Below are 21,888 nucleotides of genomic sequence, written 5' to 3' on the forward strand. Positions count from 1 at the left end.
CTAATAATATTAGCAAGGAGAAAAACGATGCAACAACAATGGACTATTCGCCAGGCGCAGGCATGGTTTGCGCAGCACGGCTGGGCCTGCGGATTCAACTATCTTCCACGGACCGCCGTTAACTGGAACGAAATGTGGCAGGCTGAGACCTTTGATTTACCGGTAATTGAACAGGAGCTGGCGTGGGCGGAACGATACGGTTACAACGCACTGCGTACTAATCTGCCGTATGTGGTCTGGCAGCATGACCGGGACGGGTTGATGGCGCGTATTGACGCTTTTCTCAACGTTGCCGCGCGCCACAATATGCAGGTGATGTTGACGCTGTTGGACGACTGTGGTTTTTCCGGCGACGAGCCGTGGTATGGACCGCAAAAAGCGCCCACTCCCGGCGTACATAACAGCCAGGCCGCCGCCAGCCCGGGCCGGGAGATAGTGATGTCTGCTGACCCGTGGCCACAGGTGGAAGCCTACGTTTGCGATATCATTACCCGTTTCGCCAACGACGGGCGCATCGCCATCTGGGACCTGTACAACGAACCGGGCAACCGTGGCGTGTTCGTCTCCCCCACCGACTATGCGGAAGTGGATGTGGAACTGGAAGAACACGCCCTGCGACTGCTGCGCAAGGTTTTTAGCTGGGCGCGGAGCGCCAGCCCCTCACAGCCGCTGACCGCTGCCGCCTGGCACGTTGAGCATGATGTCTGGGGCACCCTTGAACATCCCATTGACGTTGCCGCAATAGCGCTGTCGGATATCATCAGCTATCACGCCTACGCGCCCGCGGCAACCCAGGCATCGCTTCTGCATACCCTTTCCCGCTACGGCCGACCGGTGCTTTGCACCGAATGGCTTTCCCGCCACACCCAGTGTGTCTTCAGCGAGCAACTGCCGCTGTTCAGCGCCTTCGATACCGGCTGCTATCACTGGGGGCTGGTGCAGGGCAAAACGCAAACCTGGATCCCCTGGCCTGGGGTCAATAAATGCCATCCTGACCCGCAGTCGCTCTGGTTTCACGATGTGCTGAAACCGGACGGCACGCCATGGCGCGAAGAGGAAATGCGCCTGGTGAAACAACTTACTGATTCTCGTCGGCAGCAGCGCAATAGCCGGACATAAATCAACATGGAGAATGTTTACGATGAGAAAATCACTGTTATTTCTGCTGGTTTGCTGCGGTCTGAGCGCCGCCGCCAGCGCCTGGTCCGCTAAACCGGTAGAGATTCGCTTTGCCTGGTGGGGCGGGAAAGTGCGTAATCAGGCCACGTTGAAAGCGCTGGACGCATTCGAGGCCAGGTATCCCGGTATTAAGGTGAAAGCGGAATATACCGGTTGGGACGGTTACTATTCGCGTTTCACCACGCAAATGAACAGCGGCACGGAAGCCGACGTTATGCAAACCAACTGGAACTGGCTGACCCTGCTGTCGAAAAACGGCGAGGGTTTTTACGATCTTCGCCAGCTCAGCGTGCCGGTTGGGCTGGACCAGTTTTCTCCCGCCTCGCTGGCGACCACCACCGTCAAGGGCAAAATTAACGCGATTCCCGTCTCGGCAAACGTCATGCTGTTTTATTACAACGCGGCGACATGGAAAAAAGCGGGCGTGGCGTTTCCTGAAACCTGGGATGAACTGCTGAAGGCCGGACCGGTTTTCAAACAGAAGCTCGGCGATAACTATTATCCGTTGATCCTTTCAGAACAGGACGGGTTGCTGCTGTTGCGTTCCTGGCTGTATCAAAAATACCAAAAGCCCATGGTTGATGAGCAACGGCGCAAAATCGCCTGGAGTCATGCGGAGCTGGTGGAAGCCTTTACCTTCTATAAGCAACTGACCGACCAGCACGTCATCCCGGATGCCAAAGAGCTGGCGGCCTACGGTAAAGGGGTCTATTACGAAATGAAGCCGTGGATCAACGGTGAATGGGCCGGTATTTATAACTGGAATGTGCTGTATCCAGCGGAATCACAGAATCTCCCCAATCCGTCCGATCTGGTAATGGGGCCATATCCGATGCGTGAAGGCGCAAAAGATGCCGGGCAATTTAATAAAACCGCGCTCATGTTCTCTATTAGTAAACACAGCAAACACCCTCAGGAAGCGGCAATGCTGATCGATTTTCTGATGAGTCAGCCCGAGGGTGTGCTGGCGACCGGGCTGGAACGTGGCGTTCCGCTGAGTGCGGCAGGCGAGAAAATTCTGCGCGACGCCGGCGTATTAAAAGACGACGATCCGGTGGTCACCGGACTCCAGCAGTCCGCGGCGCTACCGAACCACTCGCCGGTTATGCCGTGGCTGGAAGATCCGCAAATTATCGCTCTCTTTACCGCCGCACGGGAAAACATCGACCATGGAAAAGCAACGATCGATGAAGCGGCCAGCGAATTTGAACAGCAGGCTAACCGCGTACTCAGGCGGATTATGCGCTAACTACGCGGGCTAACTTTCCACAGCTCGCCGTCGGACTCGTCGGTCAGAACATACAGATAACCGTCGGGTCCGACGCGCACGTCGCGGATGCGCTGACCCCGTTCACCCAGAATGCGTCCCTCTTCGCTGACCTTATCCCCGTCGACGTTCATGACGATCACATCTTCATCCTTCAGCGCGCCGATAAACACCTTTTGCTTCCACTGCGGGAACGTGTTGCTGTTGTAAAACGCCATGCCGCTGACTGCCGGGGAATGCTTCCAGTAAAAAATCGGCTGCTCGGTGCCTTCCACCGTTTCCCCTTTTGCTTCCGGGATCTTAAAGCCACTGTAGTTGATCCCCCATGTAGCCAGCGGCCAGCCGTAATTTTTGCCTTTCTCTGGGATATTGATCTCATCACCGCCACGCGGGCCGTGCTCATTCAGCCACAGTACCTGGCTCCACGGATTCATCGCCATCCCCTGTGGGTTGCGGATCCCGTAAGACCAGATTTCTGGACGCGCCCCCGCCTGGTTGACAAACGGGTTATCAGACGGTACTTCACCCTGCTCAGTAAGACGCACCACTTTGCCCTGAAGTTTGTCGAGATCCTGCGCCGTGGGTCGCTGATTGTTTTCGCCAAGACCAATATACAGATATCCCTTACCGTCAAACACCAGACGGCCGCCGAAATGATTACCGGTGGACAGTTTGGGCATCTGGCGGAATACGGTCTGGAAGTTCTCCAGCCGCGAAAGATCGTCGCTGAGCCGCCCGAAGCCGACCGCCGTGCCTGCTTTACCCTCCGCGTCGGCTTCCGCATAGCTGAGCCAGACACGCCGCGTTTCGGCAAAGTCCGGCGCCAGCACCACGTCCAGCAGACCGCCCTGACCGTTCGCCCAGACCTTAGGGACGCCCGCCAGCGGGTCGGAAAGCCCTTTTCCCGCCTGCCAGTGACGTAGCTGCCCCCCCTTCAGGGTTATCAGCATACCGGTATCCTCCGGCAGGAACGCCAGCGCCCACGGGTGGTCCAGTTTGGTTTGCAATACCTCAACGTTGACCGCGGGGGGGTCGGCCTGCGCTAACGCTGAAAATAACAGTGCGGGGATAAACGGGATAAGCGATAGACGCATAACGCCTCCTTGATGACTCTGGGTTAAAGCGTAGTCAGCAAGGAACATAACGCGGCGATTTTTACAAAAACTTAATATGAAGGGGGAGCATCCTCCCCCTTATTACAGACAGGTTTCCAGAACTGGCTTCAGGCATATTCAGCCGTTGAGTTGGCCTGCAGACTCTGAATGCTCAGCGTTAACGTCGTCAGGCAGTTATCGAGTTTATCTGCGTTGACGGCAATGACAGTCGGACAGTCCTGATGTCCGCTCATCAGGCACACGGCAGCAGCGGCCAGCGCCCCTTCGGCACGGTGCAAAGCATCCCACTCTTCCTGGTCGAGATGCAAAGTGAAGCGCAACGATTCATCGTGCAGCTCACGGTTCAGTTCGAAAAAGTTATCACGTAGATGATCATTCTCGCTGACTGACATGTATCCTTTCGCCTTCCGTAGCTGCAGATACGCAGCGAGGTCTATCCTGGCGTTGATCAGCTTATTCAGCAGATCGGTTCTCAGTCTGTCAACGAACATACTTCGTTCCTCCTTTTTGCAACCATAGTGCAATTTTATAGTATGGTCGTTTTTTGCTCAAAAAGCTGCCGGAGATCAATAATTCACCGGGAATTAACATTATTTACAATGTTAATAATGCATCTGACCTCCCTCAGCAGCGCTGAGCCAGGGCGTTTTCGCCGCCGCTAATAACTAATCTGTCGGGACGCGCACATTCCTGTATAATTTCCGCCACTATGCCGTTAAAATCCCGCGCCATTGATGCAACGTGAGTAAATCAGCATGTCACAAACCCGAAATCCCTCCCTGCAGCCAAAGATTGGTTTTGTCTCTCTTGGCTGCCCGAAGAACCTTGTCGATTCAGAACGTATCCTGACGGAACTGCGCACTGAAGGTTACGACGTTGTCCCGAGCTATGACGATGCAGATATGGTCATCGTTAATACCTGTGGCTTTATCGACAGCGCCGTGCAGGAGTCGCTGGAAGCCATCGGCGAAGCGCTGAATGAAAACGGCAAAGTGATCGTGACAGGCTGTCTGGGCGCGAAAGAAGATCAGATCCGCGAAGTCCATCCGAAAGTGCTGGAAATTACCGGACCGCACAGCTATGAGCAGGTTCTGGAACACGTCCATCATTACGTGCCCAAACCGAAGCATAATCCGTTCCTGAGCCTGGTGCCGGAACAGGGCGTGAAGCTGACCCCGCGTCACTACGCCTATCTGAAAATTTCCGAAGGCTGTAACCATCGCTGCACCTTCTGCATTATTCCTTCCATGCGTGGCGATCTTGTCAGCCGTCCCATTGGCGAAGTACTGAGCGAAGCCAAACGCCTCGTCGACGCAGGGGTAAAAGAGATCCTGGTGATTTCCCAGGACACTTCCGCCTACGGCGTGGACGTGAAACACCGCACCGGTTTCCACAACGGCGAGCCGGTGAAAACCAGCATGGTGAGCCTGTGCGAGCAGTTGTCCAGGCTCGGCATCTGGACGCGTCTGCATTACGTCTATCCGTATCCGCATGTCGATGACGTGATCCCACTGATGGCGGAAGGCAAAATTCTGCCGTATCTGGATATTCCGTTGCAGCACGCCAGCCCGCGCATTCTGAAGCTCATGAAGCGTCCGGGTTCCGTTGACCGCCAGCTGGCGCGCATCAAACAGTGGCGTGAAATCTGTCCGGAACTGACGCTGCGTTCGACGTTTATCGTCGGTTTCCCGGGCGAGACGGAAGACGATTTCCAGATGCTGCTCGACTTCCTGAAAGAAGCGCGCCTCGACCGCGTCGGCTGCTTCAAATACAGCCCGGTAGAGGGCGCAGGCGCGAACGCGCTGCCGGATCAGGTGCCGGAAGAGGTAAAAGAAGCGCGCTGGAACCGCTTTATGCAGCTACAGCAACAGATTTCCGCTGAACGCCTGCAGGAGAAAGTGGGCCGCGAGATACTGGTCATCATTGATGAGGTAGACGAGGAAGGCGCGATCGGCCGCAGCATGGCGGACGCACCGGAAATTGACGGCGCGGTTTACCTGAACGGTGAGACCCACGTGAAGCCCGGCGATGTGATTCGCGTTAAGGTGGAAAACGCCGACGAATATGATTTGTGGGGTTCCCGGGTTTAACGTTTGCCCCTCAGGATTGCCGGATGCGCCATCTATGTCGCATCCGGTCAACACCGGTCCCTTCCCCTCGCTTACCCTTTAATTTTCGGATCCAGCGCGTCCCGCAGTCCATCGCCTAACAGGTTAAACGCCAGTACCGTCAAAAATATCGCCACCGCCGGGAACAGCGCCACGTGCGGCGCGATCACCATATCCGCTCGCGCTTCATTAAGCATCGCGCCCCACTCCGGCGTCGGCGGCTGCGCCCCTAAACCAAGAAACGACAGACTTGCCGCCGAAATGATCGACGTCCCTATGCGCATGGTGAAAAACACCACAATCGACGAAACGGTTCCGGGCAGAATATGGTTGAAGAGGATCGTCGCATCGCTGGCGCCAATGCTTCGGGCCGACTCGATAAATGTTTGCTGCTTCAACACCAGCGTATTGCCACGTACCAGGCGCGCGAAGGCCGGGATCGAGAATATCGCCACGGCGATAATCACGTTAGCAATGCCGCTGCCGAGCACCGCCACCACGGCTATCGCCAGCAGAATGCCGGGAAAGGCGAACAACACATCGCAGATGCGCATAATCAACCGATCCCACCAGCCTTCATAGTAGCCCGCCAGTAGCCCCAGCACCGTACCGATCGCCGCGCCGATCAGCACAGCGAATACCCCCGCCGCGAGAGAGATTTGCGCGCCGACCAGCACCCGGCTGAAGATGTCCCTGCCCAGCGAGTCCACGCCGAACCAGTGCAGCGCCGACGGACCTTCGTTGAGCCGGTCGTAATCGAAATAATTTTCCGCATCAAACGGCGTCAGCCAGCGGGCAAACACCGCAACCACAATCAGCGCCAGCACAAACAGACCGGCAATCAGCGCCGCATGCTGGCGACGAAAGCGTCGCCAGAATTCGTACCACGGCGTGCGCACCCGCTCCGGTTTCACCAGAGGCATCGCATTCAATATCGCCTGACGGCGCCAGTGACGTAATCGCATCCTTACTTGTACCTGATAGCCGGGTTAATGGCCGCGTAGAGCACATCCACCACTAAGTTGATAAGAATAAACTCCAGCGAGAATAACAGCACTTCGGCCTGTATCACCGGGTAATCCCGCATTTCCACCGAATCCACCAGCAGACGCCCCAGCCCCGGCCAGTTAAAGACCTTCTCCACCACGATGGAACCGCCGAGCAAAAAGCCAAACTGCAGCCCCATCATGGTGACGACCGGGATCATGGCGTTGCGCAGTCCGTGCTTGAGCACCACCCAGGTTTCACTCACCCCTTTCGCCCGCGCGGTGCGCATGTAATCTTCGCTTAACACATCGACAAAGGACGCGCGGGTAAAGCGCGCCATCACCGACGCCACCGCTGCGCCCAGGGTGATTGACGGCAAAATATAGTGCTGCCAGCTATCGGCCCCCACGGTCGGCAGCCAGCCCAGCCCGACGGAAAACACCTGCATCAGCAGCATCCCCAGCGCAAAGGCCGGAAAGGAGATCCCGGTAACGGCGAGCGTCATGCTGAGACGATCGGGCCAGCGGTTGCGCCAGACAGCGGCGACAATACCCGCGGCCATGCCGAACAGAACCGCCCACGCCATACTGGTGAGCGTCAGCCACAGCGTAGGCATAAAACGGCTGGCAATCTCCTCGGAAACGGGTCGCCTGGAGACCATCGAAAGGCCAAAATCGCCGCGCAACACGTTGGACATGTAATGCCAGAACTGGACATGCAGCGGCTGGTCAAGCCCCAGTTGCTGACGCACCAGTTCGATGACCTGCGCGTCGGCTTCCGGCCCGGCGATCAACCGCGCCGGATCGCCGGGGAGCAGATGGACGAATAAAAAAACCAGCACCGCCACAATAAACAGCGTCGGAATCAACCCCAACAAACGCTTGAGAATATAGTTAAGCATCAGATTCCCGGGGTGGCTTATTGCAAGTCGGCGTCGTCAAAGCTGAAGCCCGTATCCGGCATAATCCAGAAGCCAGTCAGCTTTTTGTTGTGCGCCGAGACCAGTTTTTCTACCACCAGCGGGATCCACGGCGACGCCTGCCAGAGGATATCCTGCGCCTCTTTATACAGCCGCGCCTTCTCCTGCGGGTCGGTGGTTTTCAACGCCTGCGCCAGATCGCGATCTACCTGTTGATTGCTGTAAAAGGCGGTATTAAACAGCGTCGGCGGCCAGTTTTGCGAGGCAAACAGCGGCGACAACGCCCAGTCGGCTTCGCCGGTAGAAGCCGACCAGCCGGTGTAAAACATCCTCACCCCGCTCTCTTTCTGCCCCTTACCTTCCACTTCCGCAGCGCGCTGTCCGGCGTCCATCGCCGTCACCTGAACCTTAACGCCCACCTGCGCCAGTTGCTGCTGAGTAAACTGCAGCACTTTCTGGGCGGTACTGTGATTGTGCGAAGCCCATAGCGTGGTGCTAAAGCCGTTCGGGTATCCGGCCTCTTTCAGCAGTTCACGCGCTTTTGCCGGATCGTAAGGCCACGGCTTGTAGGTTTGCGCCCCGGCAATGGACGGCGGTACCACTCCGGTCGCCGGGGTCGCATAGCCAGCAAACGCCACCTTCACCAGCGCCTGGCGGTTAATGGCGTAGTTCAACGCCTCACGCACTTTCGGGTTATCAAACGGTTTTTGCGTCACGTTCATGCTGATATAACGCTGCATGATCGACGGGCTGGCCACCAGTTGCAGATTTTTGTTTTTCTCTAGCAGAGCGGCCTGCTCGTAAGGAACAGGAAACGCAAACTGCGCTTCGCCGGTTTGCAGCATCGCCGCGCGGGTATTGTTGTCAGTTACCGGACGCCAGGTAATGGTATCGAGCTTCGGTAACCCTTTTTGCCAGTAACCGGGGAATTTTTTCACCTTCACATAATCGGTTTGGTTCCACGTTTCAAGCGTGTAAGGCCCGGTCCCGACCGGATGAAAGCCGATCTCTTTGCCATATTTTTCCAGCGCTTTCGGCGAAATCATCGCGGTTGCCGGATGCGCCAGAATGTTGATAAACGCCGAGAAAGGCTGCTTCAGGGTAATTTTTACGGTCGCGGGATCAACCACTTCCGTTTTAGCGATATTTTTATACAGGTTATAACGTTTAAGTCGGTTATCCGGGTTGCTGGCGCGATCGAGGTTCGCTTTCACCGCGTCGGCGTTAAAGTCGCTCCCGTCCTGGAACTTCACGCCCTGACGCAGTTTAAGGGTATACACCAGGCCGTCGTCGGAAACGGTGTAGCTTTCCGCCAGCACGTTTTTCAGCTTCATCTCTTTATCCAGTCCAAACAGCCCCTGGTAAAAAGATTTAGCGACCGCCTGCGATAAGGTGTCATTCGCATCGTAAGGATCGAGCGTGGTGAAATTGGAACCTACCGCCACCACGACGTCTTTCGCCGCAAACGCGGGCGTGGCGGCCAGTACGGAGGCCGCGCCGAGAGCCAATAGCCACTGCCGGGGAACGAATGTTGTCATAATTTTTCTCCTGTACCCTGCCTGATTGTTATAAGCGCGAAAGCGCATTTTCTTGTTGCGGACGCGCGACATAGTGCCCTGGCCCGACTAACTGCAATGAAACAGGCGTCACCCTCTCCCCGCGTCGATAAATATTGCTGGGAAGTTCGTCCGATAACAACACGCGTTGCGGTCGTTGCCGCCCGGGGTCAGCCACCGGAACCGCCGCCATCAGCTTGCGCGTGTAGGGATGATGCGGATGTTCAAACAGCGCTGCGCGCGGCCCTATCTCCACAATACGCCCCCTGTTCATGACCGCGACGCGGTGGCTGATGCGCTCCACCACCGCCATATCATGCGAAATAAACAGATAAGCAATGCCCATTTCCCGCTGTAAGTCGAGCAGCAGATTAATAATCTGACCACGAATCGAGACGTCCAGCGCCGAAACCGCCTCATCGGCGATGATCACCTTCGGGTTCAGCGCCAGCGCGCGGGCAATGCAGATACGCTGGCGCTGTCCGCCAGAGAACTCATGCGGATAGCGCCAGGCGTGCTCGGCGCGCAACCCAACCCGTTCCAGCAGCCACGCCACTCTTTTTGCCGCCGCGTCCCCCTCAAGCACCCCATGTACTCTTAGCGGTTCCCCAATGGAATACCCTACGGTCTGGCGGGGATCGAGCGAGGCATAAGGATCCTGAAAGATGAACTGAATATCACGCCGCAAAGACTGCAGCTTGCGGGCAGGCAGGTTATCTATACGCTGCCCCTGAAAAATAATCTCGCCGGACTGGCTTTCCACCAGCCGAAGCAACGCCCGGCCGGTTGTGGATTTACCGCAGCCGGACTCCCCCACCAGCGACAGGGTTTCACCCGGCCAGAGATCGAAGCTGACGTCTTCAACCGCATGCACTTCCCGCGTCACGCGGTTCAGGATGCCGCTACGCAGGGGAAAACGGGTAACCAGATTGCGCACCTGCAATATTGGCTCGCCGTCCACCACCGTATTCTGATCCGTCGGCGGCTCGCAGGTATCCGGTTCGTCATGGGAAATGAGCGGGAAGCGGCGCGGATAAGGCAACCCTTGCATCGCGCCCAGTGTTGGTACTGCCGCCAGGAGCGTCCGGGTGTAGGGATGCTGCGGCGCACGGAAAATATGCTGAACATCGCCGGTTTCTACCGCCTGGCCCTGATACATCACCAGTACGCGGTCGGCGACATCGGCCACCACGCCCATATCGTGCGTGATGAAAATCACCCCCATCGACATCTCCTGCTGCAACACCTTGATCAGGCGCAGGATCTGCGCCTGTATAGTGACATCCAGCGCGGTTGTCGGTTCGTCGGCGATCAACACCGCCGGGCGACAGGAGAGCGCCATCGCGATCATAACCCGCTGGCGCATCCCGCCGGAAAGTTGATGGGGATAGCGCGACAGAATCGCGTTTGCTTCAGGAATGCGGACCTGATCGAGCATGCGTTTAGCTTCCGCCATCGCCTCTTCCCGCCCTAGCCCCTGATGCAGACGGATCGACTCGGCGATCTGCTCGCCTACGGTAAACACCGGGTTGAGGGAGGTCATCGGCTCCTGAAAAATCATCGCGATATCGGCGCCGCGAATGCGCTGCAGCTGCGAGGCGCTTTGCTCCCCCAGCTCAATCACGTCGCGGTTTCGTCGGCGCAGCAGCATCTGTTCACTGTGCGCTTCTCCGCCGGACTGCTCAAGCAGCCGCATCAGCGACAGCGCGGTTACCGATTTTCCCGATCCGGATTCGCCGACAATCGCCAGCGTCTCGCCGCGCTTGAGGCGAAACGACAGTTCCCGCACCGCCTCGACGCGCTGCTGCTCGTGCCGAAAGGCAATGGTCAGTTTGCTGACCGCCAGTACATCGCTGGCGGCAAGCTCATCACTGTGTGGCAACGGTATCCCCTTGTTCCCGGTAGATTCCGGTGGTTGGTGTATCGCCCGCGTAGCCCCAGGCGCGATACATGCCTTCACTGTTAAAGGGCAACGCGACATTCCCTTCATGATCAACGGCGATCAGCCCTCCGCTGCCGCCCAACGCCGGTAATTTCTCCATCACCACGCGCTCGCAGGCTTCGGATAAACTCAGGCCGCCGTACTCCATCAACGCGGCAATGTCATAGGCGGCCAGCGTGCGAATAAACACTTCCCCGGTGCCGGTACAGGACACCGCCACACTGGCATTATTGGCATAGCAGCCCGCGCCGACCAGCGGGCTGTCGCCCACGCGTCCAGGCAGTTTATTGGTCATGCCGCCCGTCGAGGTTGCCGCCGCCAGGTTACCTTGTAAATCGAGCGCCACCGCGCCAACGGTGCCCATTTTTTTACTTTCATCCAACGGCGCGGCGCTATGGTCGAGCCGCGTTTCACCGCTGGCGCGCGCGGCCAGAAGCTGTTCCAGACGTGCCGGCGTCGAGAAAATTTCCGGGGAGACACGCGCCATCCCCAGTCCGGCAGCAAATGCTTCCGCGCCAGGGCCAATCATCATGACATGGGGACTGTGTTCCATCACCAGCCTGGCGGCGAGAATGGGATTACGTAGATGACTGACGCCCGCCACCGCCCCGGCTTTCAGGGTGTTACCGTCCATGACGCAGGCATCCAGTTCATGGGTGGCGTCGCGGGTGTATACCGCGCCGATGCCCGCGTTAAACAGCGGACACTCTTCAAGCAACCGCACGGCCTCCGTCACCACATCCAGTGCGCTTTCTCCTGCTTCCAGCATCGTTTGTCCGACCGCTACGATGTCAGACAACGCCTGGATATAGCGTAACTCCTGCTCGTGGCTCATCTGTGCGCGCGAGATAGCGCCAGCGCCGCCGTGAATTGCAATGACTGCTTTGCCCATGATTATCATCCGTCTTCTACAAATATCAGAATTTCGTAGAGTTATTGATTCGATTTTTGAATATAGAAAGATGCGTTTGGCATGTAAAGGTTCAGGACGCAGGCTACGTCCGAGGGAGCATACAGTCCCCCGCCATTTTCTGACATAATAGACGGATTCGAGTTTGCCCCGCAGGAGTGTTTTCATGGAATTTACCGCCGGACTGATGCCGCTGGAAACGGCGCTTACCAATATGCTGTCGCGTGTGACCCCGCTTACCGCCGTTGAGACACTGCCGCTGGTGCAGTGCTTTGGTCGCATTCTGGCCACCGATGTGGTCTCGCCGCTGGACGTGCCGGGCTTTGATAATTCCGCAATGGACGGTTACGCGGTACGCCTCGCCGACCTCGCTGCCGGGCACCCCCTGCCCGTCGCCGGTAAAGCCTTTGCCGGTCAGCCGTTTGACGGTGACTGGCCCGCCGGAAGCTGCATTCGCATTATGACCGGCGCGCCGGTTCCCGCAGGCTGTGAGGCGGTGGTAATGCAGGAGCACACCGAACAAACGGACAGCGGTATTCGGTTTACCGCTGACGTTCGCGCCGGGCAAAATATTCGCCGTCGCGGAGAAGATATCAGCCAAAACGCGGTGGTATTTCCTGTCGGTACGCGCCTGACCACCGCAGAGCTGCCGGTATTGGCGTCGCTCGGCATTGCCGGGGTGCCGGTGGTGCGTAAAGTGCGCGTTGCGCTGTTTTCCACGGGGGATGAACTGCAACTGCCGGGTCAGCCGCTCGGCGAGGGGCAAATTTATGACACCAACCGCCTGGCGGTGCACCTGATGCTGGAACAACTGGGTTGTGAGGTGATCAATCTCGGGATTATTCGCGACGACCCGAACGCCCTGCGCGCGGCGTTTATTGAAGCCGACAGCCAGGCCGACGTGGTTATCAGTTCCGGCGGCGTATCGGTTGGCGAAGCGGATTACACCAAAACCATTCTGGAAGAACTCGGCGAGATCGCTTTCTGGAAGCTGGCGATCAAGCCAGGCAAACCGTTCGCGTTCGGTCAGCTTAGCAACAGCTGGTTCTGTGGCCTGCCGGGCAACCCTGTCTCCGCAGCGCTGACGTTTTACCAGCTGGTGCAACCGTTGCTGGCGAAACTGAGCGGTAACAACGCCAGCGGCTTACCGCCCCGTCAGCGGGTCCGCACCGCCTCGCGTCTGAAAAAAACGCCGGGACGTCTCGACTTCCAGCGCGGCGTGTTACAGCGCAACGCGAACGGCGAGCTGGAAGTGAGCACGACGGGACACCAGGGCTCGCATATTTTTAGCTCCTTCAGCCAAGGAAATTGCTTCATTGTGCTGGAGCGCGAGCGCGGGAATGTGGAGGCCGGCGAATGGGTGGACGTCGAGCCGTTTAACGCACTGTTTGGGGGCCTGTAATGGCGGAACTCAGCGACCAGGAGATGCTGCGCTACAACCGGCAAATCATCCTGCGCGGCTTCGATTTTGACGGTCAGGAAGCGCTGAAGGCGGCCAGAGTACTGATCGTCGGGCTCGGCGGACTCGGTTGCGCCGCCTCGCAATATCTGGCAAGCGCAGGCGTCGGACAACTGACGCTACTGGATTTCGATACCGTGTCGTTGTCCAACCTGCAGCGTCAGACCCTGCACAGCGACGCGACGATCGGGCAGGCTAAAGTTGAGTCTGCGCGGGAGGCGCTGCAACGGATTAATCCACACATTACGATTACGCCGATCAACGCTCTGCTGGATGACACAGCGCTTAGCGCGCTTATCGCTAAACACGATCTGGTGCTGGACTGTACCGATAATGTCGCCGTTCGCAACCAGCTCAACGCGGGCTGCTTTGCCGCCAGGGTTCCCCTGGTATCCGGCGCGGCAATCCGCATGGAGGGTCAGATCAGCGTCTTTACCTATCAGGAAGGCGAACCCTGCTATCGCTGTCTGAGCCGCCTGTTTGGCGAAAACGCCCTCACCTGCGTCGAAGCGGGCGTCATGGCGCCGCTGATTGGCGTGATTGGCTCGCTACAGGCAATGGAGGCAATAAAACTGCTGGCGCGTTATGGACAGCCCGCACGCGGCAAAATTGTCATCTACGACGCGATGACCTGCCAGTTTCGCGAAATGAAACTGATGCGCAATCCAACCTGCGAAGTATGCGGGGAATAACATACGTCCCGGTGACGACCCACTGGCGCACAGGGACTCGAGCGTTAGGAAAACGTCGCGCTGTAACGCTGGCGCGCCATGCGCATGTTTGTCTGGACCGGACTGCTATGAGGCCGGATAAGGATTACGCCCCACCCGGCCTGGGATCAGATTGAGGTACGACCGAACGCGTTCTGCCAGTCGTGCTCAAATTTGGCGACGGCGGCATCCACTGCCGGATAGCTGATCAACTGCTGCGCAACGTCCAACGGCAGGGTGATCGACTCACAGCCTGCCAGCAGGCAATCCAGCGCCTGACGCGGGGTTTTAAAGCTCGCCGCCAGCACTTTCGCCTGAGGAGCATGCATTTTCAGCAGGTTCTGGAGATCGGTCACGGTCTGGATCCCGTCCCCTCCCTGCGCATCCATGCGGTTAACGTATGGCGCGACATACTCCGCCCCCGCCAGGGCGGAGAGAAGCCCTTGCGCCGCGCCGTACACTGCCGTGCCGAGGGTCGGAATGCCTTCCGCTTTCAGCAATTTAATCGCCGCCAGCCCTTCCGCCGTTACCGGAACTTTGACCACGATATCCGCAATGATCCCACGCAGCTTGCGCGCATCGCTGACCATCCCTTCCGCCGTCGTCGCCATCACCTGGGCAAACAGACGCCCTTGACCGCCCATCGCATCACGTAATTCAGGCAGCAATACCTCCAGCGGTTTTTTGCCTGCGGCGACAATACTCGGGTTAGTGGTCACGCCCGCGAGAGGGAAAATCCGCGCCAGTGCCTTAACGGCCTCAACGTCGGAAGTATCCAGATAAAGTTCCATACCTATTCCTCAAACTGATCGTTAGCTTAAAACCAAGATACCACGGTAAAACCGCCATGTTAGTTGATACACGTCAATATAACTTTCATTCGAAAGTATTTTAATCTTTATACGAAACAAGTGAGGCCGGTTATGATTTTTAATATTCAGCGTTATTCAACCCACGATGGTCCCGGCATCCGCACCGTCGTGTTCCTGAAGGGCTGCTCGCTGGGCTGTCGCTGGTGCCAGAATCCGGAAAGCCGGTCGCGCACGCCGGATCTGCTGTTTGATCCGCGCCTGTGTCTGGAGGGCTGCCAGCTGTGCGCCCAGGCTGCGCCAGCCGTGATCGAACGCGCGCTGAATGGCCTTGTGATCCACCGTGAAAATCTTACCGAAAAACAGCTCGCCGCGCTGAACGATTGCTGTCCGACTCAGGCCCTGACGGTTTGTGGCGAAGAACAGAACGTGGACGACATTATGGCTACCGTGCTGCGCGACAAACCCTTTTACGATCGCAGCGGCGGCGGCATCACCCTTTCCGGCGGCGAACCCTTTATGCAACCGGCGCTTGCCGCTTCGCTGTTGAAAGCCAGCCATGAAGCAGGGATCCATACCGCAGTTGAAACCTGCCTGCATGTCCCGTGGAAGTACATTGCGCCTTCGCTGGAATACGTTGATTTATTCCTCGCCGATTTGAAGCACGTCGCCGAGGCGCCGTTCAAACAGTGGACCGATGGCAGCGCCGCGCGGGTGCTGGACAACCTGAAGCGGGTCGCGGCGGCGGGTAAACAGATGATTATCCGCGTCCCATTGATTCAGGGATTTAACGCCGACAAAGAAGCGATCGAAGCCATCACCGATTTTGCCGCCGACACGCTGCGCGTTCGCGAAATTCACTTTCTGCCCTATCACACGCTGGGCATCAACAAATATCACTTACTCAATCAACCCTACAACGCGCCGGAAAAACCGCTGGATGCGCCAGAACTGCTTGCCTATGCGCAGCAGTACGCCTGCGCGAAAGGTTTAACCGCGACTTTACGAGGATAGCCCTATGACGCAACTGAAACTGGACACGCTCAGCGAACGCATTAAAGCGCACAAAACCGCGCTGGTGCATATCGTTAAACCGCCGGTATGTACCGAACGCGCACAGCACTATACCGAAATGTACAAACAGCATCTCGACAAACCGATTCCGGTACGCCGCGCGCTGGCGCTGGCGCACCACCTGGCGGAACGCACCATCTGGATCAAGCACGACGAGCTGATCATCGGCAACCAGGCGAGCGAAGTGCGCGCCGCGCCGATCTTCCCGGAATATACCGTCTCGTGGATTGAAAAAGAAATTGACGACCTGGCGGACAGACCGGGCGCGGGCTTCGCAGTCAGCGAAGAGAATAAGCGCGTGCTGCATGAAGTCTGCCCGTGGTGGCGAGGCCAGACCGTACAGGATCGCTGCTACGGGATGTTTACCGATGAACAAAAAGCGCTGCTGGAAACCGGCATCATCAAAGCCGAAGGCAATATGACCTCCGGCGACGCGCATCTGGCGGTGAATTTCCCGCTGCTTCTGGAAAAAGGGCTCGACGGTCTGCGTGACAAAGTGGCGGAACGTCGTTCACGCATTAACCTCACCGTCCTTGACGATCTGCACGGCGAACAGTTCCTGAAAGCCATTGATATCGTGCTGGTTGCCGTCAGCGATCATATCGCGCGTTTCGCTGAGCTGGCGCGTAAAATGGCCAGTGAAGAAACCCGCGAGAGCCGCCGCACGGAGCTACTGACGATGGCGGAGAACTGCGACGTCATCGCCCATCAGCCGCCGCAAACGTTCTGGCAGGCGCTCCAGCTGTGCTACTTCATTCAACTGATTCTGCAAATTGAGTCTAACGGTCACTCCGTCTCGTTTGGCCGTATGGATCAGTACCTTTATCCGTATTACCGCCGCGACGTGGAGCTGGACCAGAGCCTGGATCGCGAGCATGCCATCGAGCTGCTGCACAGCTGCTGGCTCAAGCTGCTGGAGGTGAACAAGATCCGCTCCGGCTCGCACTCTAAAGCCTCGGCGGGCAGCCCGCTGTACCAGAACGTGACCATTGGCGGTCAGAATCTGGTTAACGGCCAGCCGATGGATGCGGTGAACCCGCTCTCTTATGCCATTCTGGAATCCTGCGGTCGTCTGCGCTCTACCCAGCCGAATCTGAGCGTGCGTTATCACGCCGGTATGAGCAACGACTTCCTCGATGCCTGCGTGCAGGTGATCCGCTGCGGATTCGGGATGCCCGCCTTTAACAATGATGAAATTGTCATTCCCGAATTCATTAAGCTCGGTATTGAACCGCAGGACGCCTACGATTACGCGGCGATTGGCTGCATCGAAACCGCCGTTGGCGGCAAATGGGGCTATCGCTGCACCGGAATGAGCTTCATCAATTTTGCCCGCGTCATGCTGGCGGCGCTGGAAGGCGGCCGCGACGCCACCAGCGGCAAGGTGTTCCTGCCGCAGGAAAAAGCGCTCTCTGCCGGTAACTTCACGGATTTCGACGACGTGATGGCGGCCTGGGATACCCAGATTCGTTACTACACGCGTAAATCGATCGAAATTGAGTACGTTGTCGACACCATGCTGGAGGAGAATGTGCACGATATCCTCTGTTCAGCGCTGGTGGATGACTGTATCGAACGCGCGAAAAGCATCAAGCAGGGCGGCGCGAAGTATGACTGGGTGTCCGGTTTACAGGTGGGCATTGCCAACCTCGGCAACAGCCTGGCGGCGGTGAAGAAACTGGTGTTTGAACAAGGCGTAATTGGTCAACAACAGTTGGCGGCCGCGCTGGCGGCAGATTTCGATGGCCTGACCCACGAGCAACTGCGCCAGCGTTTAATCAACGGCGCGCCGAAATACGGTAACGATGATGATTCCGTCGATACCCTGCTGGCACGCGCCTATCAGACCTATATCGACGAACTGAAGCAATACCATAACCCACGCTATGGACGCGGCCCGGTTGGCGGTAACTATTACGCAGGGACGTCATCTATTTCCGCAAATGTGCCGTTTGGCGCGGCGACGATGGCAACTCCGGATGGCCGAAAAGCCCATACGCCGCTGGCGGAAGGGGCAAGCCCGGCCTCCGGTACCGACCACCTTGGGCCAACCGCGGTGATTGGCTCCGTCGGTAAACTGCCGACCGGTTCGATTCTTGGCGGCGTATTGCTGAACCAGAAGCTGAATCCAGCCACGCTGGAGAATGAATCCGACAAGCAGAAGCTGATGATCCTGCTGCGTACCTTCTTTGAGGATCACAAGGGCTGGCATATTCAGTACAACATTGTCTCCCGTGAAACGCTGCTGGAGGCGAAGAAACATCCGGATCAGTATCGCGATCTGGTGGTGCGAGTGGCTGGCTATTCCGCCTTCTTTACCGCCCTCTCACCGGATGCGCAGGACGATATCATCGCCCGTACCGAGCATATGTTGTAATGCGCTTCTGGCCGGAGAATACGCGTAAGCGTTGCCGTCCGGCCTTATCCTCCTGTCGCCGGAGCGGCTTGCGCTTCTCCGGCCTGTTGCTTTCATTCGAAATAAATTTGTGGTTTCGGTCACATTGTTATTAAAATGTTTCTGGTCGCAGTTTTGAGCCAGGAGCACTTATATGACAGTCAACGTTATCGTCACCGATATGGACGGTACGTTTCTTGATGACGCCAAAAAGTACGATCGTACCCGCTTTATGGCCCAGTATCAGGAACTCAAAAAACGTAATATTGAGTTTGTCGTCGCCAGCGGCAATCAGTATTACCAGCTCATCTCTTTCTTTCCTGAACTCAAGGATGAAATCAGTTTCGTGGCCGAAAACGGCGCGCTGGTGTTTGAGCATGGCAAGCAGCTTTTTCATGGCGAACTGACCCGTCACGAATCACGCATTGTGATCGGCGAACTGCTAAAAGATAAGCAACTCAACTTTGTGGCCTGCGGTCTGCAAAGCGCTTATGTAAGTGAAAACGCCCCCGAAGAGTTTGTCGCTTTAATGTCAAAACATTACCATCGCCTGAAGCCAGTTAAGGACTATCACGACATTGACGACGTGCTGTTCAAGTTTTCGCTGAACCTGGCGGACGAGCAGATCCCTCTGGTGATGGATGCGTTACATACCTCGCTTGACGGCATAATGAAGCCAGTGACCAGCGGTTTTGGCTTTATTGATTTAATTATTCCGGGTTTGCATAAAGCCAACGGTATCTCCCGCCTGCTGAAACGCTGGGCGCTGTCGCCAAAAAACGTGGTGGCGATAGGCGACAGCGGTAACGATGCCGAAATGCTCAAAATGGCGGGCTATTCTTTTGCCATGACCAATGCCGCCGACAGCATCAAAGCCCTCTCCCGCTACCGCACCGATGACAATAACCATCAGGGCGCGCTAAACGTCATTCAGGCCGTTCTGGATAATACCGCCCCTTTCAACGCCTGATCCCACATGCCGGAGCCCTGCGCTCCGGTTCTCCAGCGTCACCCTAAGCATTCAATTTTTTAAACTTGCATTAACCTATTTATAACTTATAGTGTCATTTGTAATTTAAATAAGTTTCGAATGAAAGTTATGCGAGGTAGTTATGGCCTTTATATTTACAAGCGAGACGTTACCTGTCGATCACAAAGCGGCGATCCGCCAGATGAAAAAAGAACTGCGCGCGCAGCTGGGTGACGTACAACGACTCTTTAATCAATTGAGTGATGCCCTCGCTACCCGGGTAGCCGAGATCAATGACCTTAAAGCGCGGGGAGCAGCAGTCTGGCCTGAGTTGACATATACGGACCTCAACGCGGGCAAGATCACTGCAGAGCAGCGCGAACTCATCAAACGGCGCGGTTGCGCGGTAATTAAAGGCCATTTCCCTCGTCAGCAGGCGCTTGACTGGGATCAGTCCATGCTCAACTACCTCGACCGCAATCACTTTGATGACGTGTATAAAGGTCCGGGGGACAACTTCTTCGGGACGCTGTCCGCCTCCCGCCCGGAGATCTTTCCGATCTACTGGTCTCAGGCGCAGATGCAGGCCCGACAAAGTGAAGAGATGGCAAACGTTCAGTCTTTCCTTAACCGGCTGTGGACATTTGCCCGTGACGGTAAGCAGTGGTTTGACCCGGACGTCAGCGTGATTTATCCGGACCGCATTCGTCGTCGTCCACCGGGAACCACGTCGAAAGGGCTTGGCGCGCATACCGATTCCGGCGCACTGGAACGCTGGCTGCTCCCAGCCTATCAGCGCGTCTTCGCCAACGTGTTTAACGGTAATCTGGCGAAATACGATCCGTGGGATGCGGCATACCGTACCGACGTGGAAGAATATACCGTCGATAACACCACAAAATGCTCGGTCTTCCGCACCTTCCAGGGCTGGACAGCGTTGTCCGATATGCTTCCGGGTCAAGGTTTACTGCATGTGGTCCCCATTCCTGAAGCGATGGCATATCTCCTGCTGCGTCCGCTGCTGGACGATGTACCAGACGATGAACTGTGCGGCGTGGCGCCCGGCAGGGTACTGCCCGTGTCAGAACAGTGGCATCCGCTGTTGATGGAGGCGCTGACCAGTATTCCGCAACTCGAAGCCGGGGACTCCGTCTGGTGGCATTGCGACGTAATCCACGCTGTCGCCCCGGTCGAAAACCAGCAGGGCTGGGGAAACGTGATGTATATTCCCGCCGCGCCCATGTGCGAAAAGAATCTGGCGTACGCGCACACGGTAAGAGCCGCCCTGGAGAAAGGCGCATCCCCGGGAGATTTCCCACGTGAAGATTATGAAATGAACTGGGAAGGCCGCTTTACGCTGAATGATTTGAATATTCACGGCAAACGGGCGTTGGGAATGGTTTAATACTTACCCTCAATCATTCCGGTTTTCTTCCCGCAGAAAGAAAACCGGAACGCTTTTAATTGACGGAAACCCCGGCCAGTTTCCACTGTTCGTTTTCTTTGTACATAGTGACGGTAATCACCCCCGGCGCGCCATTCCTGAACGTGACTTTGCCCGACAAGGTTCCGACATTGTCGGCAACGCTAATGCTATTAAATGAATAATCGTCAATTTCAGAGAAGTTAATGGCTTTCGTCGCCTGAATAAATTCCTCTTCCGTCATTTTCCGCTGAATAGCATGGGCGCTCGCCCGCCAGGCTTCACCATATTGCTCATTGCGCAGCAGATCGATTTCCGCACGGGCAGCCTCTTTTACTCCGCCCAACGAAACGAAGAGGATTGAAGCGATACCCACGACGACGAGCAATATTGCGCCAATGACGCCTGCGACAACATATTTTCTTTTTTTCTTGTCTGCCAGAATGCCCTGTACCTGCCAACCGGCATTACGGACGATGTCGAAGACGGGATCCATTATTTCTGTTGAGACAAATGTATAACCATAAATTTTGCCCACGCTGCCATCTTCTTTGACGCCCCAGGCACTACCCGTAGAGAATTCCAGTCGCTTACCGAGATGCGCTGACTTGCCAAACGTAAAACCGCCAGCATTAGCATTCCATTCCACGTCGGTGGATGTCTCGCGATAGCGAACCTGTTTTTTGCGTTCATCGAAAAACAGCCGTAGCTCGTACTGTTTCTTCAGACCTGCTTTGCCTAAAATTTCCTGCCATTTGGCATCCACAATATTCCATGTGGCAACGATTTCATTGCCCTCTTCCTGAAGAATAAACGGCCTGTCGTTGTTGGCATTCAGGTTTAATAACTGTGTTTTAAGCGTAGCTAAAGAGACCGTTACTGGCTGATTCATTCTTTCTTCCCTGTCCTTGTTAAAATAAACGGGAAGCATCTTAGCCGGAATGTCGGCCACATTTCATCACTTGTGACACGCTTTCAGATTAACACCACAGCAGGGATTAATGGTTTATTTCTCTGTATTTCGCGCGACAGGCGCATTAGCTGCGCCTGTCGTGTGAAAGATGA

Annotated in this window: 18 protein-coding genes; 9 read left to right on the forward strand and 9 right to left on the reverse strand. The window is 56.6% G+C overall.

What is annotated here, in order from left to right:
* Window positions 1-27: 27 nt before the first annotated feature.
* Together CSE01S_RS04685 and CSE01S_RS04690 are read left to right on the forward strand one after the other, a co-directional pair.
* Window positions 28-1,119, forward strand: a complete 1,092-nt coding sequence (locus CSE01S_RS04685; protein WP_042284995.1) for a glycoside hydrolase 5 family protein — start codon at window positions 28-30, stop codon at window positions 1,117-1,119.
* 22 nt (window positions 1,120-1,141) lie between these two features.
* A complete protein-coding gene (locus CSE01S_RS04690) occupies window positions 1,142-2,428 on the forward strand; it encodes an ABC transporter substrate-binding protein (protein WP_042284996.1) in 1,287 nt (428 codons plus the stop codon).
* Here the strand turns inward: CSE01S_RS04690 and CSE01S_RS04695 are convergent.
* Window positions 2,425-3,540: a PQQ-dependent sugar dehydrogenase gene (locus CSE01S_RS04695; protein WP_042284998.1), complete on the reverse strand. Its 1,116-nt coding sequence runs from the start codon at window positions 3,538-3,540 to the stop codon at window positions 2,425-2,427. The genes CSE01S_RS04690 and CSE01S_RS04695 overlap by 4 nt on opposite strands.
* A gap of 128 nt (window positions 3,541-3,668) precedes the next feature.
* Entirely contained in the window at window positions 3,669-4,052 is a 384-nt protein-coding gene (gene bssR / locus CSE01S_RS04700; RefSeq protein WP_042285000.1) for a biofilm formation regulator BssR, read from the reverse strand.
* Window positions 4,053-4,316: 264 nt separating this feature from the next.
* Between bssR and rimO the strand changes: the two genes are divergently transcribed.
* Window positions 4,317-5,651, forward strand: a complete 1,335-nt coding sequence (gene rimO, locus CSE01S_RS04705; protein WP_042285002.1) for a 30S ribosomal protein S12 methylthiotransferase RimO — start codon at window positions 4,317-4,319, stop codon at window positions 5,649-5,651.
* 71 nt (window positions 5,652-5,722) lie between these two features.
* Here the strand turns inward: rimO and gsiD are convergent, their stop codons facing one another.
* Genes gsiD through iaaA form a run of 5 tightly spaced genes read right to left on the reverse strand, consistent with a single transcriptional unit; the run spans window position 5,723 to window position 11,965 of the window.
* Window positions 5,723-6,634, reverse strand: coding sequence for a glutathione ABC transporter permease GsiD (gene gsiD / locus CSE01S_RS04710; RefSeq protein WP_042285003.1), 912 nt, complete (start codon window positions 6,632-6,634; stop codon window positions 5,723-5,725).
* 2 nt (window positions 6,635-6,636) lie between these two features.
* Complete coding sequence (gene gsiC / locus CSE01S_RS04715; RefSeq protein WP_042285004.1) at window positions 6,637-7,557, reverse strand: glutathione ABC transporter permease GsiC; 921 nt, start codon at window positions 7,555-7,557, stop codon at window positions 6,637-6,639.
* A 17-nt stretch (window positions 7,558-7,574) separates the two neighbouring features.
* Complete coding sequence (gene gsiB / locus CSE01S_RS04720) at window positions 7,575-9,113, reverse strand: glutathione ABC transporter substrate-binding protein GsiB (protein WP_042285005.1); 1,539 nt, start codon at window positions 9,111-9,113, stop codon at window positions 7,575-7,577.
* A 28-nt stretch (window positions 9,114-9,141) separates the two neighbouring features.
* On the reverse strand, window positions 9,142-11,013 hold the full coding sequence (gene gsiA / locus CSE01S_RS04725; protein WP_042285007.1) for a glutathione ABC transporter ATP-binding protein GsiA: 1,872 nt from the start codon (window positions 11,011-11,013) through the stop codon (window positions 9,142-9,144).
* A complete protein-coding gene (gene iaaA, locus CSE01S_RS04730; RefSeq protein WP_042285009.1) occupies window positions 11,000-11,965 on the reverse strand; it encodes a beta-aspartyl-peptidase in 966 nt (321 codons plus the stop codon). Before iaaA ends, gsiA begins: the two co-directional genes overlap by 14 nt.
* Window positions 11,966-12,149: 184 nt before the next feature.
* On the opposite strand from iaaA, the gene moeA reads away from it, so the two are divergent.
* Window positions 12,150-13,385 (forward strand): molybdopterin molybdotransferase MoeA, encoded by a 1,236-nt coding sequence (gene moeA / locus CSE01S_RS04735; RefSeq protein ID WP_042285012.1) that lies wholly within the window; start codon window positions 12,150-12,152, stop codon window positions 13,383-13,385.
* Window positions 13,385-14,134 carry a molybdopterin-synthase adenylyltransferase MoeB gene (moeB, locus tag CSE01S_RS04740; protein ID WP_042285015.1) on the forward strand — a complete coding sequence of 250 codons (750 nt, stop codon included), beginning with the start codon at window positions 13,385-13,387 and terminating at the stop codon, window positions 14,132-14,134. The genes moeA and moeB overlap by 1 nt, the downstream gene beginning before the upstream one ends.
* 146 nt (window positions 14,135-14,280) lie before the next feature.
* Here moeB and fsa read toward each other — a convergent pair whose 3' ends face one another.
* A complete protein-coding gene (gene fsa, locus CSE01S_RS04745; RefSeq protein WP_042285017.1) occupies window positions 14,281-14,943 on the reverse strand; it encodes a fructose-6-phosphate aldolase in 663 nt (220 codons plus the stop codon).
* A gap of 132 nt (window positions 14,944-15,075) precedes the next feature.
* On the opposite strand from fsa, the gene CSE01S_RS04750 reads away from it, so the two are divergent.
* The 4 genes from CSE01S_RS04750 to CSE01S_RS04765 all read left to right on the forward strand — a co-directional run bounded on the left by CSE01S_RS04750 (window position 15,076) and on the right by CSE01S_RS04765 (window position 20,805).
* Complete coding sequence (locus tag CSE01S_RS04750; protein ID WP_042285018.1) at window positions 15,076-15,975, forward strand: glycyl-radical enzyme activating protein; 900 nt, start codon at window positions 15,076-15,078, stop codon at window positions 15,973-15,975.
* A 4-nt stretch (window positions 15,976-15,979) separates the two neighbouring features.
* Entirely contained in the window at window positions 15,980-18,412 is a 2,433-nt protein-coding gene (locus tag CSE01S_RS04755) for a formate C-acetyltransferase/glycerol dehydratase family glycyl radical enzyme (protein WP_042285021.1), read from the forward strand.
* Window positions 18,413-18,584: 172 nt separating this feature from the next.
* Window positions 18,585-19,400 carry a Cof-type HAD-IIB family hydrolase gene (locus CSE01S_RS04760; protein WP_042285022.1) on the forward strand — a complete coding sequence of 272 codons (816 nt, stop codon included), beginning with the start codon at window positions 18,585-18,587 and terminating at the stop codon, window positions 19,398-19,400.
* 142 nt (window positions 19,401-19,542) lie between these two features.
* The gene (locus CSE01S_RS04765; RefSeq protein WP_042285024.1) at window positions 19,543-20,805 is read left to right on the forward strand and encodes a DUF1479 domain-containing protein; all 1,263 of its coding nucleotides are present in this window, start codon (window positions 19,543-19,545) and stop codon (window positions 20,803-20,805) included.
* Between the two features lie 55 nt (window positions 20,806-20,860).
* On the opposite strand, the gene CSE01S_RS04770 is transcribed toward CSE01S_RS04765, so the two are convergent.
* Complete coding sequence (locus CSE01S_RS04770; protein WP_233422691.1) at window positions 20,861-21,775, reverse strand: DUF4019 domain-containing protein; 915 nt, start codon at window positions 21,773-21,775, stop codon at window positions 20,861-20,863.
* Window positions 21,776-21,888: the final 113 nt, after the last annotated feature.

The sequence above is a fragment of the Citrobacter sedlakii NBRC 105722 genome, from assembly GCF_000759835.1.
GTDB classification, from domain to species: Bacteria; Pseudomonadota; Gammaproteobacteria; order Enterobacterales; family Enterobacteriaceae; genus Citrobacter_A; species Citrobacter_A sedlakii.

Coding starts and splice junctions, on each gene's coding strand:
- CSE01S_RS04685 (WP_042284995.1), top strand. CDS start 28: ATGCAACAACAATGGACTATTCGCCAGGCGCAGGCATGGTTTGCGCAG.
- CSE01S_RS04755 (WP_042285021.1), top strand. CDS start 15,980: ATGACGCAACTGAAACTGGACACGCTCAGCGAACGCATTAAAGCGCAC.
- gsiC (WP_042285004.1), bottom strand. CDS start 7,557: ATGCTTAACTATATTCTCAAGCGTTTGTTGGGGTTGATTCCGACGCTG.
- moeA (WP_042285012.1), top strand. CDS start 12,150: ATGGAATTTACCGCCGGACTGATGCCGCTGGAAACGGCGCTTACCAAT.
- CSE01S_RS04765 (WP_042285024.1), top strand. CDS start 19,543: ATGGCCTTTATATTTACAAGCGAGACGTTACCTGTCGATCACAAAGCG.
- CSE01S_RS04750 (WP_042285018.1), top strand. CDS start 15,076: ATGATTTTTAATATTCAGCGTTATTCAACCCACGATGGTCCCGGCATC.
- bssR (WP_042285000.1), bottom strand. CDS start 4,052: ATGTTCGTTGACAGACTGAGAACCGATCTGCTGAATAAGCTGATCAAC.
- moeB (WP_042285015.1), top strand. CDS start 13,385: ATGGCGGAACTCAGCGACCAGGAGATGCTGCGCTACAACCGGCAAATC.
- fsa (WP_042285017.1), bottom strand. CDS start 14,943: ATGGAACTTTATCTGGATACTTCCGACGTTGAGGCCGTTAAGGCACTG.
- CSE01S_RS04690 (WP_042284996.1), top strand. CDS start 1,142: ATGAGAAAATCACTGTTATTTCTGCTGGTTTGCTGCGGTCTGAGCGCC.
- rimO (WP_042285002.1), top strand. CDS start 4,317: ATGTCACAAACCCGAAATCCCTCCCTGCAGCCAAAGATTGGTTTTGTC.
- iaaA (WP_042285009.1), bottom strand. CDS start 11,965: ATGGGCAAAGCAGTCATTGCAATTCACGGCGGCGCTGGCGCTATCTCG.
- gsiB (WP_042285005.1), bottom strand. CDS start 9,113: ATGACAACATTCGTTCCCCGGCAGTGGCTATTGGCTCTCGGCGCGGCC.
- CSE01S_RS04695 (WP_042284998.1), bottom strand. CDS start 3,540: ATGCGTCTATCGCTTATCCCGTTTATCCCCGCACTGTTATTTTCAGCG.
- gsiD (WP_042285003.1), bottom strand. CDS start 6,634: ATGCGATTACGTCACTGGCGCCGTCAGGCGATATTGAATGCGATGCCT.
- CSE01S_RS04760 (WP_042285022.1), top strand. CDS start 18,585: ATGACAGTCAACGTTATCGTCACCGATATGGACGGTACGTTTCTTGAT.